Source organism: Paenibacillus hodogayensis (genome assembly GCF_039536325.1).
Classification (GTDB): Bacteria; Bacillota; Bacilli; order Paenibacillales; family NBRC-103111; genus Paenibacillus_AB; species Paenibacillus_AB hodogayensis.
In genome coordinates this window covers 547,304-562,758 of record NZ_BAAAYO010000010.1, presented here as the reverse complement: position 1 = coordinate 562,758, position 15,455 = coordinate 547,304, and the positions used below count along the sequence as shown (strand labels likewise).

General features: G+C 57.7%; 14 protein-coding genes. 13 read left to right on the top strand and 1 reads right to left on the bottom strand.

The features are described from left to right. Positions 1–159: 159 nt before the first annotated feature. Complete coding sequence (locus ABD796_RS21535) at positions 160–840, bottom strand: N-acetylmuramoyl-L-alanine amidase family protein (protein WP_344911627.1); 681 nt, start codon at positions 838–840, stop codon at positions 160–162. Positions 841–980: 140 nt separating this feature from the next. On the opposite strand from ABD796_RS21535, the gene lonB reads away from it, so the two are divergent. From lonB to hemB, 13 genes are all read left to right on the top strand, one after another. Then, entirely contained in the window at positions 981–2,684 is a 1,704-nt protein-coding gene (lonB, locus tag ABD796_RS21530; protein WP_344911625.1) for an ATP-dependent protease LonB, read from the top strand. A gap of 231 nt (positions 2,685–2,915) precedes the next feature. Continuing rightward, positions 2,916–5,255 carry an endopeptidase La gene (gene lon / locus ABD796_RS21525; protein WP_344911623.1) on the top strand — a complete coding sequence of 780 codons (2,340 nt, stop codon included), beginning with the start codon at positions 2,916–2,918 and terminating at the stop codon, positions 5,253–5,255. A gap of 21 nt (positions 5,256–5,276) precedes the next feature. Further along, the gene (gene yihA, locus ABD796_RS21520; protein WP_344911621.1) at positions 5,277–5,906 is read left to right on the top strand and encodes a ribosome biogenesis GTP-binding protein YihA/YsxC; all 630 of its coding nucleotides are present in this window, start codon (positions 5,277–5,279) and stop codon (positions 5,904–5,906) included. Between the two features lie 287 nt (positions 5,907–6,193). Further along, the gene (locus tag ABD796_RS21515; protein WP_344911619.1) at positions 6,194–6,781 is read left to right on the top strand and encodes a non-ribosomal peptide synthetase module; all 588 of its coding nucleotides are present in this window, start codon (positions 6,194–6,196) and stop codon (positions 6,779–6,781) included. Positions 6,782–6,865: 84 nt separating this feature from the next. Continuing rightward, the gene (locus ABD796_RS21510; protein WP_344911617.1) at positions 6,866–7,378 is read left to right on the top strand and encodes a double zinc ribbon domain-containing protein; all 513 of its coding nucleotides are present in this window, start codon (positions 6,866–6,868) and stop codon (positions 7,376–7,378) included. 266 nt (positions 7,379–7,644) lie between these two features. After that, complete coding sequence (speD, locus tag ABD796_RS21505) at positions 7,645–8,046, top strand: adenosylmethionine decarboxylase (RefSeq protein ID WP_344911615.1); 402 nt, start codon at positions 7,645–7,647, stop codon at positions 8,044–8,046. Between the two features lie 206 nt (positions 8,047–8,252). Further along, complete coding sequence (locus tag ABD796_RS21500) at positions 8,253–8,789, top strand: hypothetical protein (RefSeq protein WP_344911613.1); 537 nt, start codon at positions 8,253–8,255, stop codon at positions 8,787–8,789. Positions 8,790–8,941: 152 nt separating this feature from the next. Next, positions 8,942–10,363 (top strand): glutamyl-tRNA reductase, encoded by a 1,422-nt coding sequence (gene hemA, locus ABD796_RS21495; RefSeq protein WP_344911611.1) that lies wholly within the window; start codon positions 8,942–8,944, stop codon positions 10,361–10,363. Positions 10,364–10,375: 12 nt separating this feature from the next. Continuing rightward, positions 10,376–11,209, top strand: coding sequence for a cytochrome C assembly family protein (locus tag ABD796_RS21490; protein WP_344911609.1), 834 nt, complete (start codon positions 10,376–10,378; stop codon positions 11,207–11,209). A gap of 5 nt (positions 11,210–11,214) precedes the next feature. Next, a complete protein-coding gene (locus tag ABD796_RS21485) occupies positions 11,215–11,883 on the top strand; it encodes a precorrin-2 dehydrogenase/sirohydrochlorin ferrochelatase family protein (protein ID WP_344911607.1) in 669 nt (222 codons plus the stop codon). Between the two features lie 25 nt (positions 11,884–11,908). Then, positions 11,909–12,847, top strand: coding sequence for a hydroxymethylbilane synthase (hemC, locus tag ABD796_RS21480; RefSeq protein WP_344911605.1), 939 nt, complete (start codon positions 11,909–11,911; stop codon positions 12,845–12,847). 7 nt (positions 12,848–12,854) lie between these two features. Then, the gene (gene cobA / locus ABD796_RS21475) at positions 12,855–14,396 is read left to right on the top strand and encodes a uroporphyrinogen-III C-methyltransferase (RefSeq protein WP_344911603.1); all 1,542 of its coding nucleotides are present in this window, start codon (positions 12,855–12,857) and stop codon (positions 14,394–14,396) included. Between the two features lie 21 nt (positions 14,397–14,417). After that, positions 14,418–15,413, top strand: a complete 996-nt coding sequence (gene hemB / locus ABD796_RS21470; protein WP_344911601.1) for a porphobilinogen synthase — start codon at positions 14,418–14,420, stop codon at positions 15,411–15,413. Positions 15,414–15,455 lie beyond the last annotated feature (42 nt).

Here is a 15,455-nt window from a genome sequence, read left to right as displayed (position 1 = left end):
ATAGACCGAATCCCATGCCTGCAAGGGATCGAGCCTTCCCGAATACACAGGATTAGCTCTGACTTTGTACTAGAAACGGCCCGTCCCAAATCGGCGGCGTGTTTGGAGAAGCGGGTTGTCCATCCGGTGGCGGTACCGGACGCTCCTAGCTTTGGTATCTTAATGGACGTGAAAAGCAATCAAATAATCGACGATGGCGGAGGCGACAGCCTCCGCTATTTTGGTTTGCCCGGCTTTGCCGGTCAACATCTCGCGGTCGGACGCATTGCTGATATACCCCATCTCCACGATCACCGCAGGCGTTTTGGAGCGATGCAGCAAATAGAACGTATTGCCGGTATAGGGAACCGCCTTCGTGCCGTAAAGCGCATTGAGCCGGTCTGCCAGCAGGTGGGCCAAAATATGGCTTGGCTGATTCAACTGGTACAGAACGCCGGGCCCCCGCGCGGAAGGATTCTTGGCCCAGTTCGTATGGATGCTGACGGTCAGCTTGGGGTTCAGCGCATCGATTAGCAGCTTGCGCTGGGCAAGATCGCGGAGATGGCGGGAGCGGGTAGCTAACCAATCGTTATCGTCGCTGGGCGCAAAGTCGTGAGTACGGTTAATCGCTACGCGGATACCCATGGCGTTCAGCCGGTCATAAATCTTTTTGCCGACCATCAAATTCAACTGTTTTTCCAGCAAATCCCCGTGAGACGTTCCGCCGTCAATGCCTCCGTGGCCTACGTCGATCAGCACGTCGACGCCTGCGACGGGAGACGGCTCGGCGGATGCCGTCCGGTCCGTCAGCGGCAGCCACAAGGCGAGCCAAAACAGGCATGCGATAGCGCAGCGTTTCATGATTCCACCCTCCGTCTGAGTCTGGCTTCCTACGTGTAGGGTAGCTCAAACATTTTCTTCTCATTCGCCGATTAACGGGAATGCGGCAGGGGAATACTACCAAGTATGTGAAAGCAAAGCAGTCAGGAGGGATGGATCCAATGAGTTTGAGCATTATCCTCATGGTTATTCAGGTGTTTTTCGCGGTTGTCATCGGTTTGTATTTTTGGAACTTGCTGCGCAACCAGCAAACGAACCGCACGGCCGTCGACCGCGAGTCGCGCAAGGAGATGGACAAGCTGCGCAAGCTGCGCTCCATCTCGCTCACAAAGCCTCTGGCGGAGAAAACCCGTCCGGCCACTATGGGTGACATTATCGGCCAAAAGGAAGGGCTGCGGGCTCTGAAGGCGGCTCTGTGCGGACCTAACCCGCAGCACGTTATCATTTACGGCCCGCCGGGCGTCGGCAAGACGGCGGCCGCACGAGTCATCCTTGAGGAAGCGAAGAAAAATGCCGCGTCGCCGTTCCGCTTCGATGCGAAGTTCGTCGAGCTTGACGCGACGACCGCCCGTTTCGACGAGCGGGGTATCGCCGACCCGTTGATCGGTTCTGTGCATGACCCGATTTACCAGGGGGCGGGAGCGATGGGGGTAGCGGGTATACCGCAGCCCAAAGCCGGAGCCGTGACGAAGGCGCACGGGGGTATGCTGTTTATCGACGAAATCGGTGAATTGCATCCGATCCAAATGAATAAATTATTAAAAGTGCTCGAAGATCGCAAGGTGTTTTTGGAGAGCGCCTATTACAATTCCGAGGATATGAATATACCGGGTTATATTCACGATATTTTCCAAAACGGGTTGCCCGCCGATTTCCGCTTGGTCGGGGCGACGACGCGTACGCCGCAGGAAATACCGCCGGCGATCCGCTCGCGGTGCATGGAAATCTTTTTCCGCCCGCTGCTTCCTGATGAAATCGCCCAGATCGCGCGCAATGCCGTATCCAAAATCGGCCTGAAGGACGCTCCCGGAGCGATCGAGGTCGTCCAGCGCTATGCGACGAACGGACGCGAGGCGGTCAACATCATCCAGCTTGCCGCCGGCATGGCCATGACCGAGCAGCGCAGCGAGCTGACGGCCGCCGACGTTGAATGGGTGGTAAACAGCAGCCAACTGACGCCGCGACCGGAGAAAAAGGTGCCGCTGCTGCCGCAGGTAGGTTTCGTCAACGGTCTGGCCGTTTATGGTCCGAACATGGGGACGCTGCTGGAGATCGAAGTGACGTGCATTCCCGCGTCTGTTCCGCATCACGGAACCTTTACCATTACCGGCGTCGTCGACGAGGAGGAGATGGGCGGCGGCTCCAAGACGTTGAGACGCAAAAGTATGGCCCGCGGCTCGATCGAGAACGTTCTGACCGTGCTGAGACGGCTGGAGATGTGCCCGCAGGATTACGACCTGCATATCAATTTCCCCGGCGGCATTCCGATCGACGGTCCTTCCGCCGGCGTATCGATGGCGACCGCGATCGCTTCGGCGATCCGCAATATCCCGGTCGATAATCATATCGCGATGACCGGGGAAGTGAGCATTCACGGCAAGGTGAAGCCTGTCGGCGGCGTAGTGGCCAAAGTTGAGGCGGCCTTCCAGGCGGGCGCGACCAAGGTCATCATCCCCAAAGAAAATTGGCAGGAAATATTCGCCGGCCTGAACGGCTTGCAGGTCATTCCCGTCGATACGGTGGAGGAAGTGCTTCGCCATGCGCTTGGCATTGCCGGCGAAGGGGCATCGTTTAACGTAGCCAATGGGGCGGATGTGTTGATTGCGTCGCCGCTTCCTTATTTGCAGGCGCGCGAGCCCCGCTGAACGGTCGGTGCTCCGTAAATGGCCTCCGCTTAAAACAGCGGGGTCTTGTATCGCCCCGGCGTTTCGGCCGGCCCTGCTTCGGGCCGCCGTCCGCCCATTTGCCGCAACCCGGCCTCGCTTAAACAAGCAGACGGGATGCGGCAAATTGGTGTTTTACGTGCAGTTTTGATAGAATGTTGGGGAATCTTAAAACCGTTCGCTATCGATGAAGCTTGTGGAGGTGCGTAAAGCATGGGTCCGAATAAGCCGAAGGTACGCCGCTTGCCGCTTCTTCCGTTGCGGGGGCTGCTGGTTTACCCGAGCATGGTGCTGCATCTGGACGTTGGCCGCGAAAAATCGGTCAAGGCTCTGGAACAGGCTATGGTCGACGACGAAATGATACTTCTCTGTTCGCAGTCGGAGATTAATATTGAAGAACCGCAGAAGGACGATATTTACCAGGTTGGGACGATTTCCAAAGTGCGGCAAATGCTCAAGCTGCCGAACGGAACGATCCGGGTGCTTGTAGAAGGGGTTATGCGCGCGGAAATCGTGGAATACGTGGCGAACACCGAATACTACGAAGTGACGGTCAAAGAGCTGCCGGAGCAGGTAACGACCGATTCGGAAATCGACGCGCTTATGCGTACGGTGCTGAGCCAGTTCGAGAACTACATCAATCTGTCCAAAAAGGTGACTCCGGAAACGCTGGCCGCCGTCTCCGATATCGACGAGCCTGGCCGTCTGGCCGACGTCATCACAAGCCATCTGTCGTTGAAAATCAAAGACAAGCAGGACATTCTCGAAACGGTCGACGTACGGGAGCGGCTGGAGAAGCTGCTTAACTTCCTGAACAACGAGCGCGAAGTATTGGAGCTGGAGCGCAAAATCAACCAGCGCGTCAAGAAGCAGATGGAAAAGACGCAGAAGGAATACTTTTTGCGCGAGCAGATGAAGGCGATCCAGAAAGAGCTGGGCGAGAAGGAAGGGCGCGCGGGCGAGGCCGAGGAGCTGCGGACGCAGCTGCAGGAAGCGGGCGTTCCGGATAAAGTGCGCGAGAAGATCGAGAAGGAAATCGACCGGCTGGAGAAAATGCCGGCCACCTCGGCCGAAGGCGCGGTCATCCGCAACTATGTCGACTGGCTGCTGGCGCTGCCGTGGTCCAAACGTACCGAGGACGACCTGGACATAGGCAAGGCCGAGGACGTGTTGAATGAGGACCATTATGGTCTGGAGAAACCGAAGGAGCGGGTGCTTGAATATTTGGCCGTACAGCAGCTTGTTCAGAAGCTGAAGGGGCCGATTTTGTGTCTCGTCGGTCCTCCCGGAGTCGGCAAAACGTCGATCGCCCGCTCGATCGCCCGTTCCTTGAACCGCAAATTCGTGCGCATCTCGCTTGGCGGGGTACGCGACGAAGCGGAAATACGCGGCCACCGCCGCACCTACGTCGGAGCGATGCCGGGCCGCATCATGCAGGGACTGAAAAATGTCGGCAGCAACAACCCGGTCATGCTGCTCGACGAAATCGACAAGATGGCGATGGATTTCCGGGGAGACCCGGCGTCAGCTTTGCTTGAAGTGCTCGATCCCGAGCAAAACGGAACTTTTAGCGATCATTATATCGAACTGCCCTTCGATTTATCGAACGTCATGTTCGTCACGACGGCCAATGCCGTGCACAACATTCCGCGTCCGCTGCTGGACCGGATGGAGATGCTGTACATTCCCGGCTATACGGAAATCGAGAAGCTGCAAATCGCGATCCGTTACTTGCTGCCGAAGCAGATTAACGATCACGGGCTGACGAAGGAACAACTGCAAACAGACGAGAAAACGCTCATGAAGGTCGTTCGCGAGTATACCCGAGAGGCCGGCGTGCGGAATCTGGAGCAGCAAATCGCCACCATCTGCCGCAAATCCGCGAAGATGATCGTATCCAGCGGGGAGCAGCAAACCGTTGCCGTAACGGTCGACAACCTGAAGGACTTCCTCGGACCGGCCAAGTTCCGCGTCAGCATCGCCGATCAGGAGGACCAGGTCGGGGCGGTCAACGGGCTCGCCTGGACCGAGGTCGGCGGCGACACGCTGGTGATCGAGGTGACGGTTATGCCCGGCAACGGGAAACTGACGCTTACCGGTAAGCTGGGCGACGTGATGAAGGAATCGGCTCAGGCCGCTTTCAGCTATACGCGCTCGAAAGCCGGACAGCTCGGCATAGCCGCCGATTTTCACGAGAAAAACGATATTCATATCCATATCCCGGAAGGCGCCATTCCGAAGGACGGCCCTTCTGCGGGCATTACGATGGCCACAGCGCTCATCTCGGCCTTGACCAACATACCGGTATCCAAATCGGTGGCGATGACCGGTGAGATCACGCTTCGGGGTCGCGTGCTGCCGATCGGCGGGCTGAAGGAAAAGTCGCTGGCCGCTCACCGTGCCGGCGTCAAAACGATCCTGCTGCCGAAAGACAACGAAAAAGATTTGATCGAAATTCCGGAAACGGTCCGCGGCGAGCTGACCTTTATTCCGGTGCATCATATGGATCAAGTACTGGAGCACGCTCTCGTGCGTCCGGTCTCGATTTCTTGATGCTGGAGGGAGAAACCGGAAATGAACGTAACTCAAGCGGAATTCGTAATAAGCGCGGTCGGACCCGATCAGTACCCGGAGGACGGGCTGCCGGAGATTGCGCTGGCCGGCCGGTCCAACGTGGGGAAATCGTCGCTGATCAACAAGATGATCCAGCGCAAAAACTTGGCTCGCACCAGCTCGCAGCCGGGCAAGACGCAGACGCTCAACTTTTATAAAATCAACGAGAAGCTGTTTTTCGTCGATCTGCCCGGCTACGGGTATGCGAAAGTGTCAATGTCCCAGAGGCAGCAATGGGGCAAATTCATCGAATCGTATTTACTGAACCGCGACCGGCTGCGCATGGTCATCTTGCTGGTGGACTTGCGCCATCCGCCGAGCCGCGACGATACGGCTATGTACGATTGGCTGTCCCATTACGACATTCCGATCTGCATCGTGGCGACGAAGGCGGACAAGGTTCCGCGCAGCCGGTGGCCCAAGCATTTGAAGCAGGTCAAGGAAACGCTGCTCGTGCGCGGGACCGACCGCGTTATCATGTTCTCTTCGGAGACGGGACTTGGCAAGGAAGAGCTGTGGAGTCACATATTGCAGCATACGGACGATGCGGAGCAAGCGCGTCCGGAAGCGGCGGGAAACGAAGCGGACTGATGCGGTCCGCTTCTTTGCCTTTTTCGCATATCCGGCAATTTCGCAACATGCGGCTGCGAATACGCGAAATTGGGGAGCGATCCGGAGAGATCCAGACAACATTGCGGACAAATTGCGCTTGGCTGCCGATTTTTCTGGATTTTGCTTGTTTTCCGCGAAAATTTAGCAGGAATATTACGGCGAGATATAGTATAATTAATTAAGGTAACGCAGTTGGATCCATTCAAAGCGGACCCTATAGGTCGGGATGGATTGTTGGGTTTAAACAAGAGAATCGAGGGATTTTTATGGCTCAGCGGTTAGCGACGGAATATGTCAAAACCTGCTTGACTCTAACGGAAGCCGAAATGATCCAGTTTATCCAGTTGTTTGAAAGCGAAAACGTATTTCTCCAGGCGAAAGTCGCAGAAAATGGAGATCAAGAAATTATACTGAAGGACAATTCCGGAGAAGAAGTCGTCCTGGCGTTTGAGCGCAGAAAAGGGAAGTTCGTATGCGAAGGCTCGTGCCGCGTCAACGATCCGCTGCTGTCCAATCTCATCCGCAAGGCCGTGTCGCGTTTCAAGGGCGATGCGATCGTAAACCGGATATATCCTGCCTTTACGATGAACTATGTGTACAAACGAGGTTCTGTCGTACGAATTTCCGAGATCGTTTCCGGTAAGCATAAGCTCGTATACGAATACAAGGATACGGTCGGCCAATTCGAGCGACTGTACCGCAAGCAGCACGTGGAACGGCAAATCCAGACCGTGTATACCCGCATCGATGAATTGCTCGACAAACGCAATCGTTCGGACACGACGGACGACCAACGCGGCGTGGATGAGCAGCTGACACAGCTTGCCCGCAAGCTGTTCGAACTGGAAGCCTGACGCATTTGTCCTACCTGGAACACAAGGAGCCGCGAGGCTCTTTTTTTTGGATACGGGTGTCCGTACAAGCAAGGGGGCGTTAGGATGAAGAAATGGCTGGATGTACTGAAGGAAGGCGCTACCCGGGCTGCCGACAAAGCGCAGCGCACCGTCGAGGTAACGAAGCTGGCGGCGCAAATATCCGGCAAACGCAAGCAAATCCGCGACGTGCACCGGCAGATCGGAGTCGCGGCGCATACCGCCTTCCGGCAGGGCGACCTGAAGGCGGCCGAGCCGGAGATTGCCCGCCTGACGATGCAGATCGATGCCCTGGAGCGGGCAATAGGCAATCTCGAGCTGGAGCTGCAGCGGCTCAATCGCGAGAAGACATGCTCCTGCGGCAAACGGGTGCCTTATTCGGCCCGGTTTTGCCCGGACTGCGGCAAGCGGTTCGAGACAGCTCCCGAAACGATGGTCGTTGCAGTGGAGATCGAAGCTACGATCCGGTGCGTCAATTGCGACGGCGAGCTGGACGAGGGCGACAAGTTTTGCCTGCGGTGCGGCTCGGACCAGCGGGAAGAACATCACGCGGAGACGCCCGGGCCGGAGCGCGACTAGAAAAACGTTGGCACCAAACCCGCCCTCCGCACATACTGTGACAACGGGAAGAATACGGGGCGCGAATCGTTTTGTTCCTTTACAAAAAAAAGTATTGCAATTGTGGGCAATAGATGTTATTTTTATTCTCGTTGAAAACAATATAGGAACCAGGATTCACTCAGGACATGTAATGTTGCGAGAGATTATTCCCTCGAGAAGTGAATGACGTAGGTCCTAGCGGATGAAATCCAACAATTTTATTCCTAGGAAGGGGGAACCGAAAGATGGAATACTCAACTTTCGGAAGACACGTTGCTGTTGATACTTGGGGAGCCGATTTTGAACTGCTGAACAATGCAGAATGGTTGCAGGCTCAGATGGTTGAGGCGGCAGAAGTTTGCGGGGCTACGGTATTGTCCGTGCAAGCCAAGCAATTTGAACCACAAGGCGCGACGGTGTTGGTTTTGCTTTCGGAAAGCCACATCTCTATCCACACGTATCCTGAGAAAGGATTCGCGGCCCTGGATTGTTACACGTGCGGAGAAACGGTCGACCCACAAGCGGCCATCGATTACTTGGTCTCGGTGCTTAAGCCCGAGCGCACTTATGCAAAGAAGCTGATTCGCGGTCTCGGCGAGCTGACGGTCGAAACGCCCGTGATGGATCAGCAAGCGTTGGCGAAGTAAGGAAACAGTAAGAACAAGCTTGGAACGGCGGTTTTTCTCGAAATGCAAGGCGCAAATAACCATGGGAAACCATGGTTATTTGTTTGTTGTTCGTCCCATACAATGGAACATGTACGAAGTCAGGTGTCCGTACCGTCCGGCATAGCGGTTGTCGGAGCGGGCTTTGATAGGTAGGTTCCAATGTATATCGGGGAGGAGAACCTTGTATGGGACGACATGCGGGATTGCGCAAAATGGCGCTGTGGCTTGCCCTGCTCCTGCTCATCCTGTGGCCGATTTCACGCATTTACGGCTATTTGACGCAGCACCGGGAGTCGGCCAACGCTTCGCTGCTGCTGTTTCAGGTATCCCAGTTCCAGATCGAGCTGCTGAACAGTTCGCTTGCCGAGGCGACGAAGGCGGGCGATACGAAGGAGTTGGACGCGCTGCGGCTGTCCGCCTATTCGGCCAATTACGTCCATGAACGGCTCGTCCAAGCGGTGGGCGACGACCGTCTGACGCCGCTCCGTTCGGTGGAGCAACTGGTGCAATGCGTGCTGCGGCTGCAGATCGGCGGGAGCCGGGCGCTTAAGGCGGATGAGAAGGAAGCGCTGGGCGAGGCGTCGCGCGCCTTCAAGGACGTGTATGAAGGCTACGGCAAGCTGCTTACTTCGTCGGGTAAACTCGTTTCGTCGCAAAACGACAAGGTGGCGAAGCTTGACGAACAACTGGCCGAGCTGTTGAAGAAAAAGCTGCTCCGGTAAAGTTTTGAATACCGGACACTTTTTCCGATCACACTAAAGGCAAGAGATACCGAAACGGCCTGTCATGATTTAGTCAAACTTTTGTCCTTTTACGTTTGTCGAACTATGGTATAATGGGAAAAGATTTTAGATGCGGAAGGCAGGTGAACGCGATGCATATCATTGCGGTAGGTCTGAATTATCGGACGGCTCCCGTCGAAATTCGGGAACGGTTTGCTTTTGAAGAGAACTCGCTTCCTCAAGCGCTGCAACAGCTGAAAGATACGAAGAGCATACTGGAATGCGTCATCGTGAGCACCTGCAACCGGACGGAGATTTATGCGGTCGTGGACCGGCTGTACATGTGCGGTCATTACGTGCGCAATTTTTTGGAAATGTGGTTCGGCATCCCGCGCGAGCGGATGAAGGACTATCTTTATATTTACGAAGACCGCCAGGCAATCGACCATTTGTTCCGGGTGACATGCGGACTCGACTCGATGGTGATCGGGGAGACGCAAATTCTTGGCCAAATTCGCGATGCGTTCTTGAAGGCGCAGCAGGAGAAGGCGACCGGCACGATGTTCAACACGCTGTTCAAGCAGGCGATTACGCTGGCGAAGCGGGCTCATTCGGAGACGTCGATCGGCGACAATCCGGTATCGGTCAGCTATGCGGCCGTCGAGCTCGGTAAGCGGATATTCGGTAATTTCAGCGGAAAGACGGTTCTGATCGTCGGAGCAGGTAAAATGAGCGAGCTGACGCTCAAGCATTTGACCTCCGGCGGAGCGAACAAGGTGATCGTCGTCAACCGAACGTTCGATAAGGCGGTCGAGCTGGCGGGCAAGGTGAACGGCAAAGCCATCCCGTCCGAACGGCTGGGCGAGGAGCTCGGCAAGGCGGATATCGTCATCAGCTCCACCGGGGCGCCCGGCTACGTGCTGGGCCGCGAGATGGTGGCCAATGCGATGCGGTGCCGCCGCTCTCGTCCGTTGTTCATGATCGATATCGCCGTTCCGCGGGATATCGATCCGGATATTGCGAACCTGGCAAACGTTTATTTGTACGATATCGACGACCTGGAGCTTATTGTGGAAACGAATTTAAGCGGACGTCAGAAGGAAGCGGTCAAGATCGGCATCATGATCGATAAGGAAATCGAGGCGTTCGATCAGTGGTACAAGCTGCTCGGCGTCAGCCCGGTTATCCGGGCGCTGCAAGACAAGTCGGTCGCCATCTACGACGAAACGATGAACAGCATGCTGAACAAGCTGAGCGGGCTTGACGAGCGGGAAATCAAAGTCATTCGCAAACTCACTAAAAGCATGCTGAACCAAATGATGCGGGACCCGATTATGCGGATCAAGGAGCTGGCCGGGGAGCGTAAGGGCGAAGAGGCCATCCAGCTATTCACCGATCTGTTCGGCCTCGAGCAATTGGTGGAGAACGCCAAAGCCGATCAGGAAGCCGAGCGCGCGGCGGACAAGTCGGCGATGGCGGAGCTGAAGAAAGATGTTCCTCCTCTGTTGGCGGAACAGCGAGAGCGCAAGCCGCTTGCGGCCTTGGCGGCCGGCGAGCTGCTGGCCGGCTCGTAGAGGATAGGCGCGATGCTGGCCAAAACGTGGATTTACGACGCGATTTTATATATGTATGCCCTGAGCCTGCTGTTTTCTTTCTCCGACTTGGCGTCCAAAAACCGGAGTGCAAAGCGGTTAGGAACGGGGCTGCTTGCATTTGTATGGCTGCTGCAAACCGGCTTCATCGCGGTTCGGGTGGCCGAGCACCGCTACATACCGGTGTTGACGATGTTCGAGGCCTTATTCTTTTATTGCTGGATGCTCGTTACCGTTTCGCTCATGATGAACTTCTTTTTAAGACGGCTCGATTTGCTCTTGTTCTTGCTGAATTTGGCAGGCTTTGCCATATTGGCGCTGAACTTCTTCAGCGATCCGTCGGCTACGCCAATCAGCAGGCAGTGGGAGGCCAAGGACGAACTCGTCTTTATTCATATTACGCTGGCGATCGCCAGCTACGCCGCGTTCCTTATAGCCGCCTTATTGTCGGGCATGTACTTGTTCATGCACCGGAAGCTCAAGGGCAAGCAATGGTCCACAGTGATGAACCGATTCCCCAGTCTGGACAAGATTGAAGGCTATACGTACCGGGCGGTCATGATCGGCATTCCGCTGCTGATCCTGGCTGTCGTGCTGGGAATCGCCAAGATCGTGCTGGAAGGCGAGACGCGTCTGATCGCCGACGCGAAGGTACTCAGCTCTTTGTTCAGTCTGGCCGTGTATGCGTTTTATCTGCTCCAGCGCTTTTCCGGGAAGCAGACTGGCTATATGCTGGCGTTTTGGAATTTGGCCGCGTTTACGATCGTGGTCATCAATTTTTCATTATTTAACCTGTATTCCGGGTTTCATCATTGGATTTGGATGTGAGCTTGATGCGCGCCTTGTATCCGATCATGACCGATGTGGCCGGTCGAAGCTGTCTTGTCGTCGGAGGCGGGCGGGTCGCCGAGCGGAAGATCGCGGGACTGCTTGCCGCGCGGGCGGCCGTCGAGGTCGTCAGTCCGACGGTTACGGCTGGAATTGCCGAATGGGAGCAAGCGGGTCGGGTTACGGTGCATCGGCGGGAGTACGCCGCAGGCGACGGAGCGCAGGCGGCGCTCGTCTTTGCCGCGACCGACCGGAGCGACGTGAACGAACGCGTCCATGTCGACGCATCGGCGCGCGGACAGCCCGTCAATGTGGCGGACCGTCCCGAGCTGTGCACGTTCGTCGTACCGGCCGTCTGGCGCCGGGGGCATCTGCTGGTGGCCGTCTCCACGTCGGGGACGAATCCGCTGGCCGCTTCGCGTATCCGCGACCGGATCGAAGCGGCTGTCGGTGGGGATATTGATGCGTTTTTGGAATTTGCCTCCGCGTACAGACTGGAGGTGCTCCGCCGCACGGACGACCCGGATCGGCGCCGCAAGCTGCTGGCCGAGCTGTTCGGCGACGAAGCGCTCGAAGCGGTGCGGGCCGGGCGATGGAACGAGTTGCGCGCGCATTTCACGGAGAGGCTGGAGCGGGAAGCGCCGCCGGACAACAGCGGCGTGCAAAAACCGTAAGGAACGAAGGGAGAGCGGAGAGAAGATGCGAACGATTACGGTAGGTACGCGCCAGAGCGCGTTAGCTTTAACGCAAACGAATCAGGTGATCGACCGGCTGCAGCGGATCGCCGACGAAGCGGGCATCCAGTGCCGGTTCGAGCTGCACAAAATCGTTACCCGAGGCGATCAAATCTTGGACGTGACGTTATCCAAGGTTGGCGGAAAAGGCTTGTTCGTCAAGGAGATCGAACAGGCGCTGCTCGGGGGCCAGATCGACATGGCGGTGCACAGCATGAAGGATATGCCGTGGGAGCGTCAGCAGGGGCTCGCCATCGGGGCGACGCCGGAACGGGAAGACCCGCGCGATTGTCTCGTTACCCGCGGCAACGTCTCGCTCGCCGATCTTCCGCGCGGGGCTCGCGTTGGCACAAGCAGCTTGCGCCGTTCCGCCCAACTGCTCGCGTACCGCCCGGATCTGCAGGTCGAATCGCTTCGCGGCAATATTGATACGCGGCTGCGCAAGCTCGAAAAGGAAGGCTTCGACGCCATCGTGCTCGCTGCGGCGGGACTGCACCGAATGGGCTGGCAGGATCGGATCAGCGAATATTTATCGCCCGACATTTGCATCCCGACTGTGGCGCAAGGAGCGCTCGGCATCGAATGCCGCGAAGACGACGCGTTCATGCTCAATCTGCTCGGCCGGTTTCAGCACGCGGAAACCGCGCTGGCGGTTCGTGCGGAGCGGCAGTTTCTCGGCCGTCTGAACGGCGGCTGCCAAATTCCGATTGGCGCCCACGCCGTCGTCAAGGAAAGCGATGACGGAACCGTGCTGGAGATGATGGCCGTCGTCGGCACACCGGACGGCAGCCGTCTGATCAAGGAATGGGGACGGGACAGCGATCCCGTCAAGCTTGGCGATCTGCTTGCCGACAAGATGATCGAGCAAGGAGCGGACCGAATTATAGCCGAGCTCGGGGGATGATGCAGCAATGGGTAAAGGAAAGGTATATCTGGTCGGAGCCGGTCCCGGCGATCCGAAGCTGATTACGGTCCGCGGATTGGAAGCGATCCAGCGGGCCGACGTCGTCGTATACGACCGTCTGGCCAACCCGCGTCTGCTCCGGCAGATGAAGCCGGGAGCGGACAAAATATTCGTCGGCAAGCTGCCGGACAAGCATATGATCAAGCAGTCGGAAATTAACCGGATGCTGGTCGATCTGGCGTTGGAGGGCAAGACGGTAACCCGGCTCAAGGGCGGCGATCCGAGCGTATTCGGACGCGTCGGCGAAGAGGCGGAGCTGCTGGCCGACAACGGCATCGAGTTCGAGATCGTGCCGGGCATCACGTCCGCCATCGCAGTGCCGGCATACGCCGGCATTCCGGTGACGCACCGCGACTTTACTTCTTCATTCTCGGTCGTCACCGGGCATGAATATCCGAACAAGACGTATTCCAATGTGAATTGGGATAACCTAGCGGGAGCTTCGGGAACGATTATCTTCTTGATGGGCGTTGCCAATATCGAGACGATATGCGGGCAATTGGTCGCGCACGGCCGGGATTCCAATACGCCGGCGGCGGTGATCCGCATGGGGACGTGGATGGAGCAGCGGACCGTGGTCGGGACGTTGGAGACGTTAAGCGGGCTGGTCAAGGCGGCGGATATCCAATCCCCGGCGATTATTATCGTCGGCGACGTAGTCAAGCTGCGCGAGAAGCTGGCCTGGTTCGAGAAGCGTCGGCTGTTCGGTCGCAGGGTGTTGGTCACGCGCGCGCGGGAGCAGGCGAGCGAGCTCGTCCGCTTGATCGAGGAATACGGCGGCGAGGCTGTAGAGTTTCCGGTCATCCGTCTGCGTCAGCCGGAAGAAGGGCCCGTCCTGCGAGCGCTGGACGAGGCGCTCGGACGGCTCGAGCAGTACGATTGGCTGTTGTTCACGAGCGCGAACGGCGTCGATTTTACGTTCCGGCGCATGGCCGAGCTGCGGACGGACGTCCGGTCGCTGCACCGGGCGAAGCTGGCCGCGGTCGGTCCGAAGACGCAGGAGGCGCTGCTCGGGCGCGGTCTGGTGGCCGATCTCGTGCCGAACGAGTCGTTTCAGGCCGAGTCGCTGCTGGAGCTGATGAAGCAATTCGTTCAACCGGGCGAACGGGTGTTTTTCCCTCGGGGAGACCGGGCGCGCTCGGTGTTGGCGGACGGCTTGCGCGAGTTCGGCGCGCATGTGGACGTAGCAGACGTTTATGAAAATACGTTATCGTTGGAAGACGGCGAGGAGACGCTGGAGCTGCTCCGGACGGGCTCGATTCACGCGGCGACCTTCACCAGCTCGTCCACGGTGACGAACCTGCTCGAGGCGCTCCGAAGGCTCGGAGAGCCGGAGCCGGAGGCGCTGCTGAACCGGATCGAGCTGTACGCGATCGGGCCGGTCACGGCGGAGACGGCGGTCAAAGCCGGCTTGCACTTGCACGCGACGGCCCGGGAAGCGACGGTCGCTTCGCTGGTGGAGGCAATCGCCGGCGGAACGGCGGATTAATCAGACGAAAGGGTGGAGACGATGGGTTTTCCTGTAGTTCGCAACCGTAGACTGCGTACATCGTCCGCGCTGCGCAATCTGGTGCGGGAAACGATGCTGTCTGCTCACGACTTTATATATCCGATTTTTGTCACCGAAGGAACCGGGGTTAAGGAAGAGATTCGCTCGATGCCCGGCGTATACCACTGGTCGTTGGATTTGTTAGAGGACGAGATTAAGGAAATCGCCGGACTGGGCATCCAGGCCGTACTGCTGTTCGGGGTTCCGGATCATAAGGACGAGGTGGGCTCGGAAGCGTACGGCAACCATTCGATCGTGCAGCGGGCCACGCGCAAAATCAAGGAATGGCAGCCCGATCTGCTTGTCGTAGCCGACACGTGCCTGTGCCAGTTCACGAGTCACGGCCATTGCGGCGTCGTCCGCCGCGACGAGCTTACCGGCCGGGCCGACGTCGACAACGACGCTTCGCTCGAGCTGCTCGTCAAGACGGCCGTCTCGCAGGCGGAAGCGGGCGCGGACATCATTGCTCCGTCCAACATGATGGACGGCTTCGTGCAGGCGATCCGCGGGGGGCTGGACGATGCCGGCTTCGAGCACGTGCCGGTTATGTCTTACTCGGTCAAGTATGCGTCGGCTTTCTACGGTCCGTTCCGCGATGCCGCCCATTCCACGCCGCAATTCGGGGACCGCAGAACGTACCAGATGGACCCGGCCAACTTGCGCGAAGCGCTGCGCGAGGCGGAGAGCGATGTGCTGGAGGGCGCGGACATGCTCATGGTCAAGCCGGCTCTGGCTTATCTCGACGTGATTCGGCTGCTGAAGGAGCAGTTCGACTTGCCGCTGGTCGCCTACAACGTCAGCGCGGAGTATTCGATGGTGAAGGCTGCCGCTCTTCAGGGGTGGCTGGACGAGCGGGCGATCGTGCTGGAGACGCTGCTCGGCATGAAGCGCGCGGGAGCGGACATCATCATTACGTATTTTGCCAAAGACGCGGCCCGTTGGCTGCAGGATCGTTAAAAAATGGCATGAAAAAAAGGGCTCCCGGCTATCGTTCCGGTC

Coding starts and splice junctions, on each gene's coding strand:
- ABD796_RS21535 (WP_344911627.1), bottom strand. CDS start 840: ATGAAACGCTGCGCTATCGCATGCCTGTTTTGGCTCGCCTTGTGGCTG.
- lonB (WP_344911625.1), top strand. CDS start 981: ATGAGTTTGAGCATTATCCTCATGGTTATTCAGGTGTTTTTCGCGGTT.
- lon (WP_344911623.1), top strand. CDS start 2,916: ATGGGTCCGAATAAGCCGAAGGTACGCCGCTTGCCGCTTCTTCCGTTG.
- yihA (WP_344911621.1), top strand. CDS start 5,277: ATGAACGTAACTCAAGCGGAATTCGTAATAAGCGCGGTCGGACCCGAT.
- ABD796_RS21515 (WP_344911619.1), top strand. CDS start 6,194: ATGGCTCAGCGGTTAGCGACGGAATATGTCAAAACCTGCTTGACTCTA.
- ABD796_RS21510 (WP_344911617.1), top strand. CDS start 6,866: ATGAAGAAATGGCTGGATGTACTGAAGGAAGGCGCTACCCGGGCTGCC.
- speD (WP_344911615.1), top strand. CDS start 7,645: ATGGAATACTCAACTTTCGGAAGACACGTTGCTGTTGATACTTGGGGA.
- ABD796_RS21500 (WP_344911613.1), top strand. CDS start 8,253: ATGGGACGACATGCGGGATTGCGCAAAATGGCGCTGTGGCTTGCCCTG.
- hemA (WP_344911611.1), top strand. CDS start 8,942: ATGCATATCATTGCGGTAGGTCTGAATTATCGGACGGCTCCCGTCGAA.
- ABD796_RS21490 (WP_344911609.1), top strand. CDS start 10,376: ATGCTGGCCAAAACGTGGATTTACGACGCGATTTTATATATGTATGCC.
- ABD796_RS21485 (WP_344911607.1), top strand. CDS start 11,215: ATGCGCGCCTTGTATCCGATCATGACCGATGTGGCCGGTCGAAGCTGT.
- hemC (WP_344911605.1), top strand. CDS start 11,909: ATGCGAACGATTACGGTAGGTACGCGCCAGAGCGCGTTAGCTTTAACG.
- cobA (WP_344911603.1), top strand. CDS start 12,855: ATGGGTAAAGGAAAGGTATATCTGGTCGGAGCCGGTCCCGGCGATCCG.
- hemB (WP_344911601.1), top strand. CDS start 14,418: ATGGGTTTTCCTGTAGTTCGCAACCGTAGACTGCGTACATCGTCCGCG.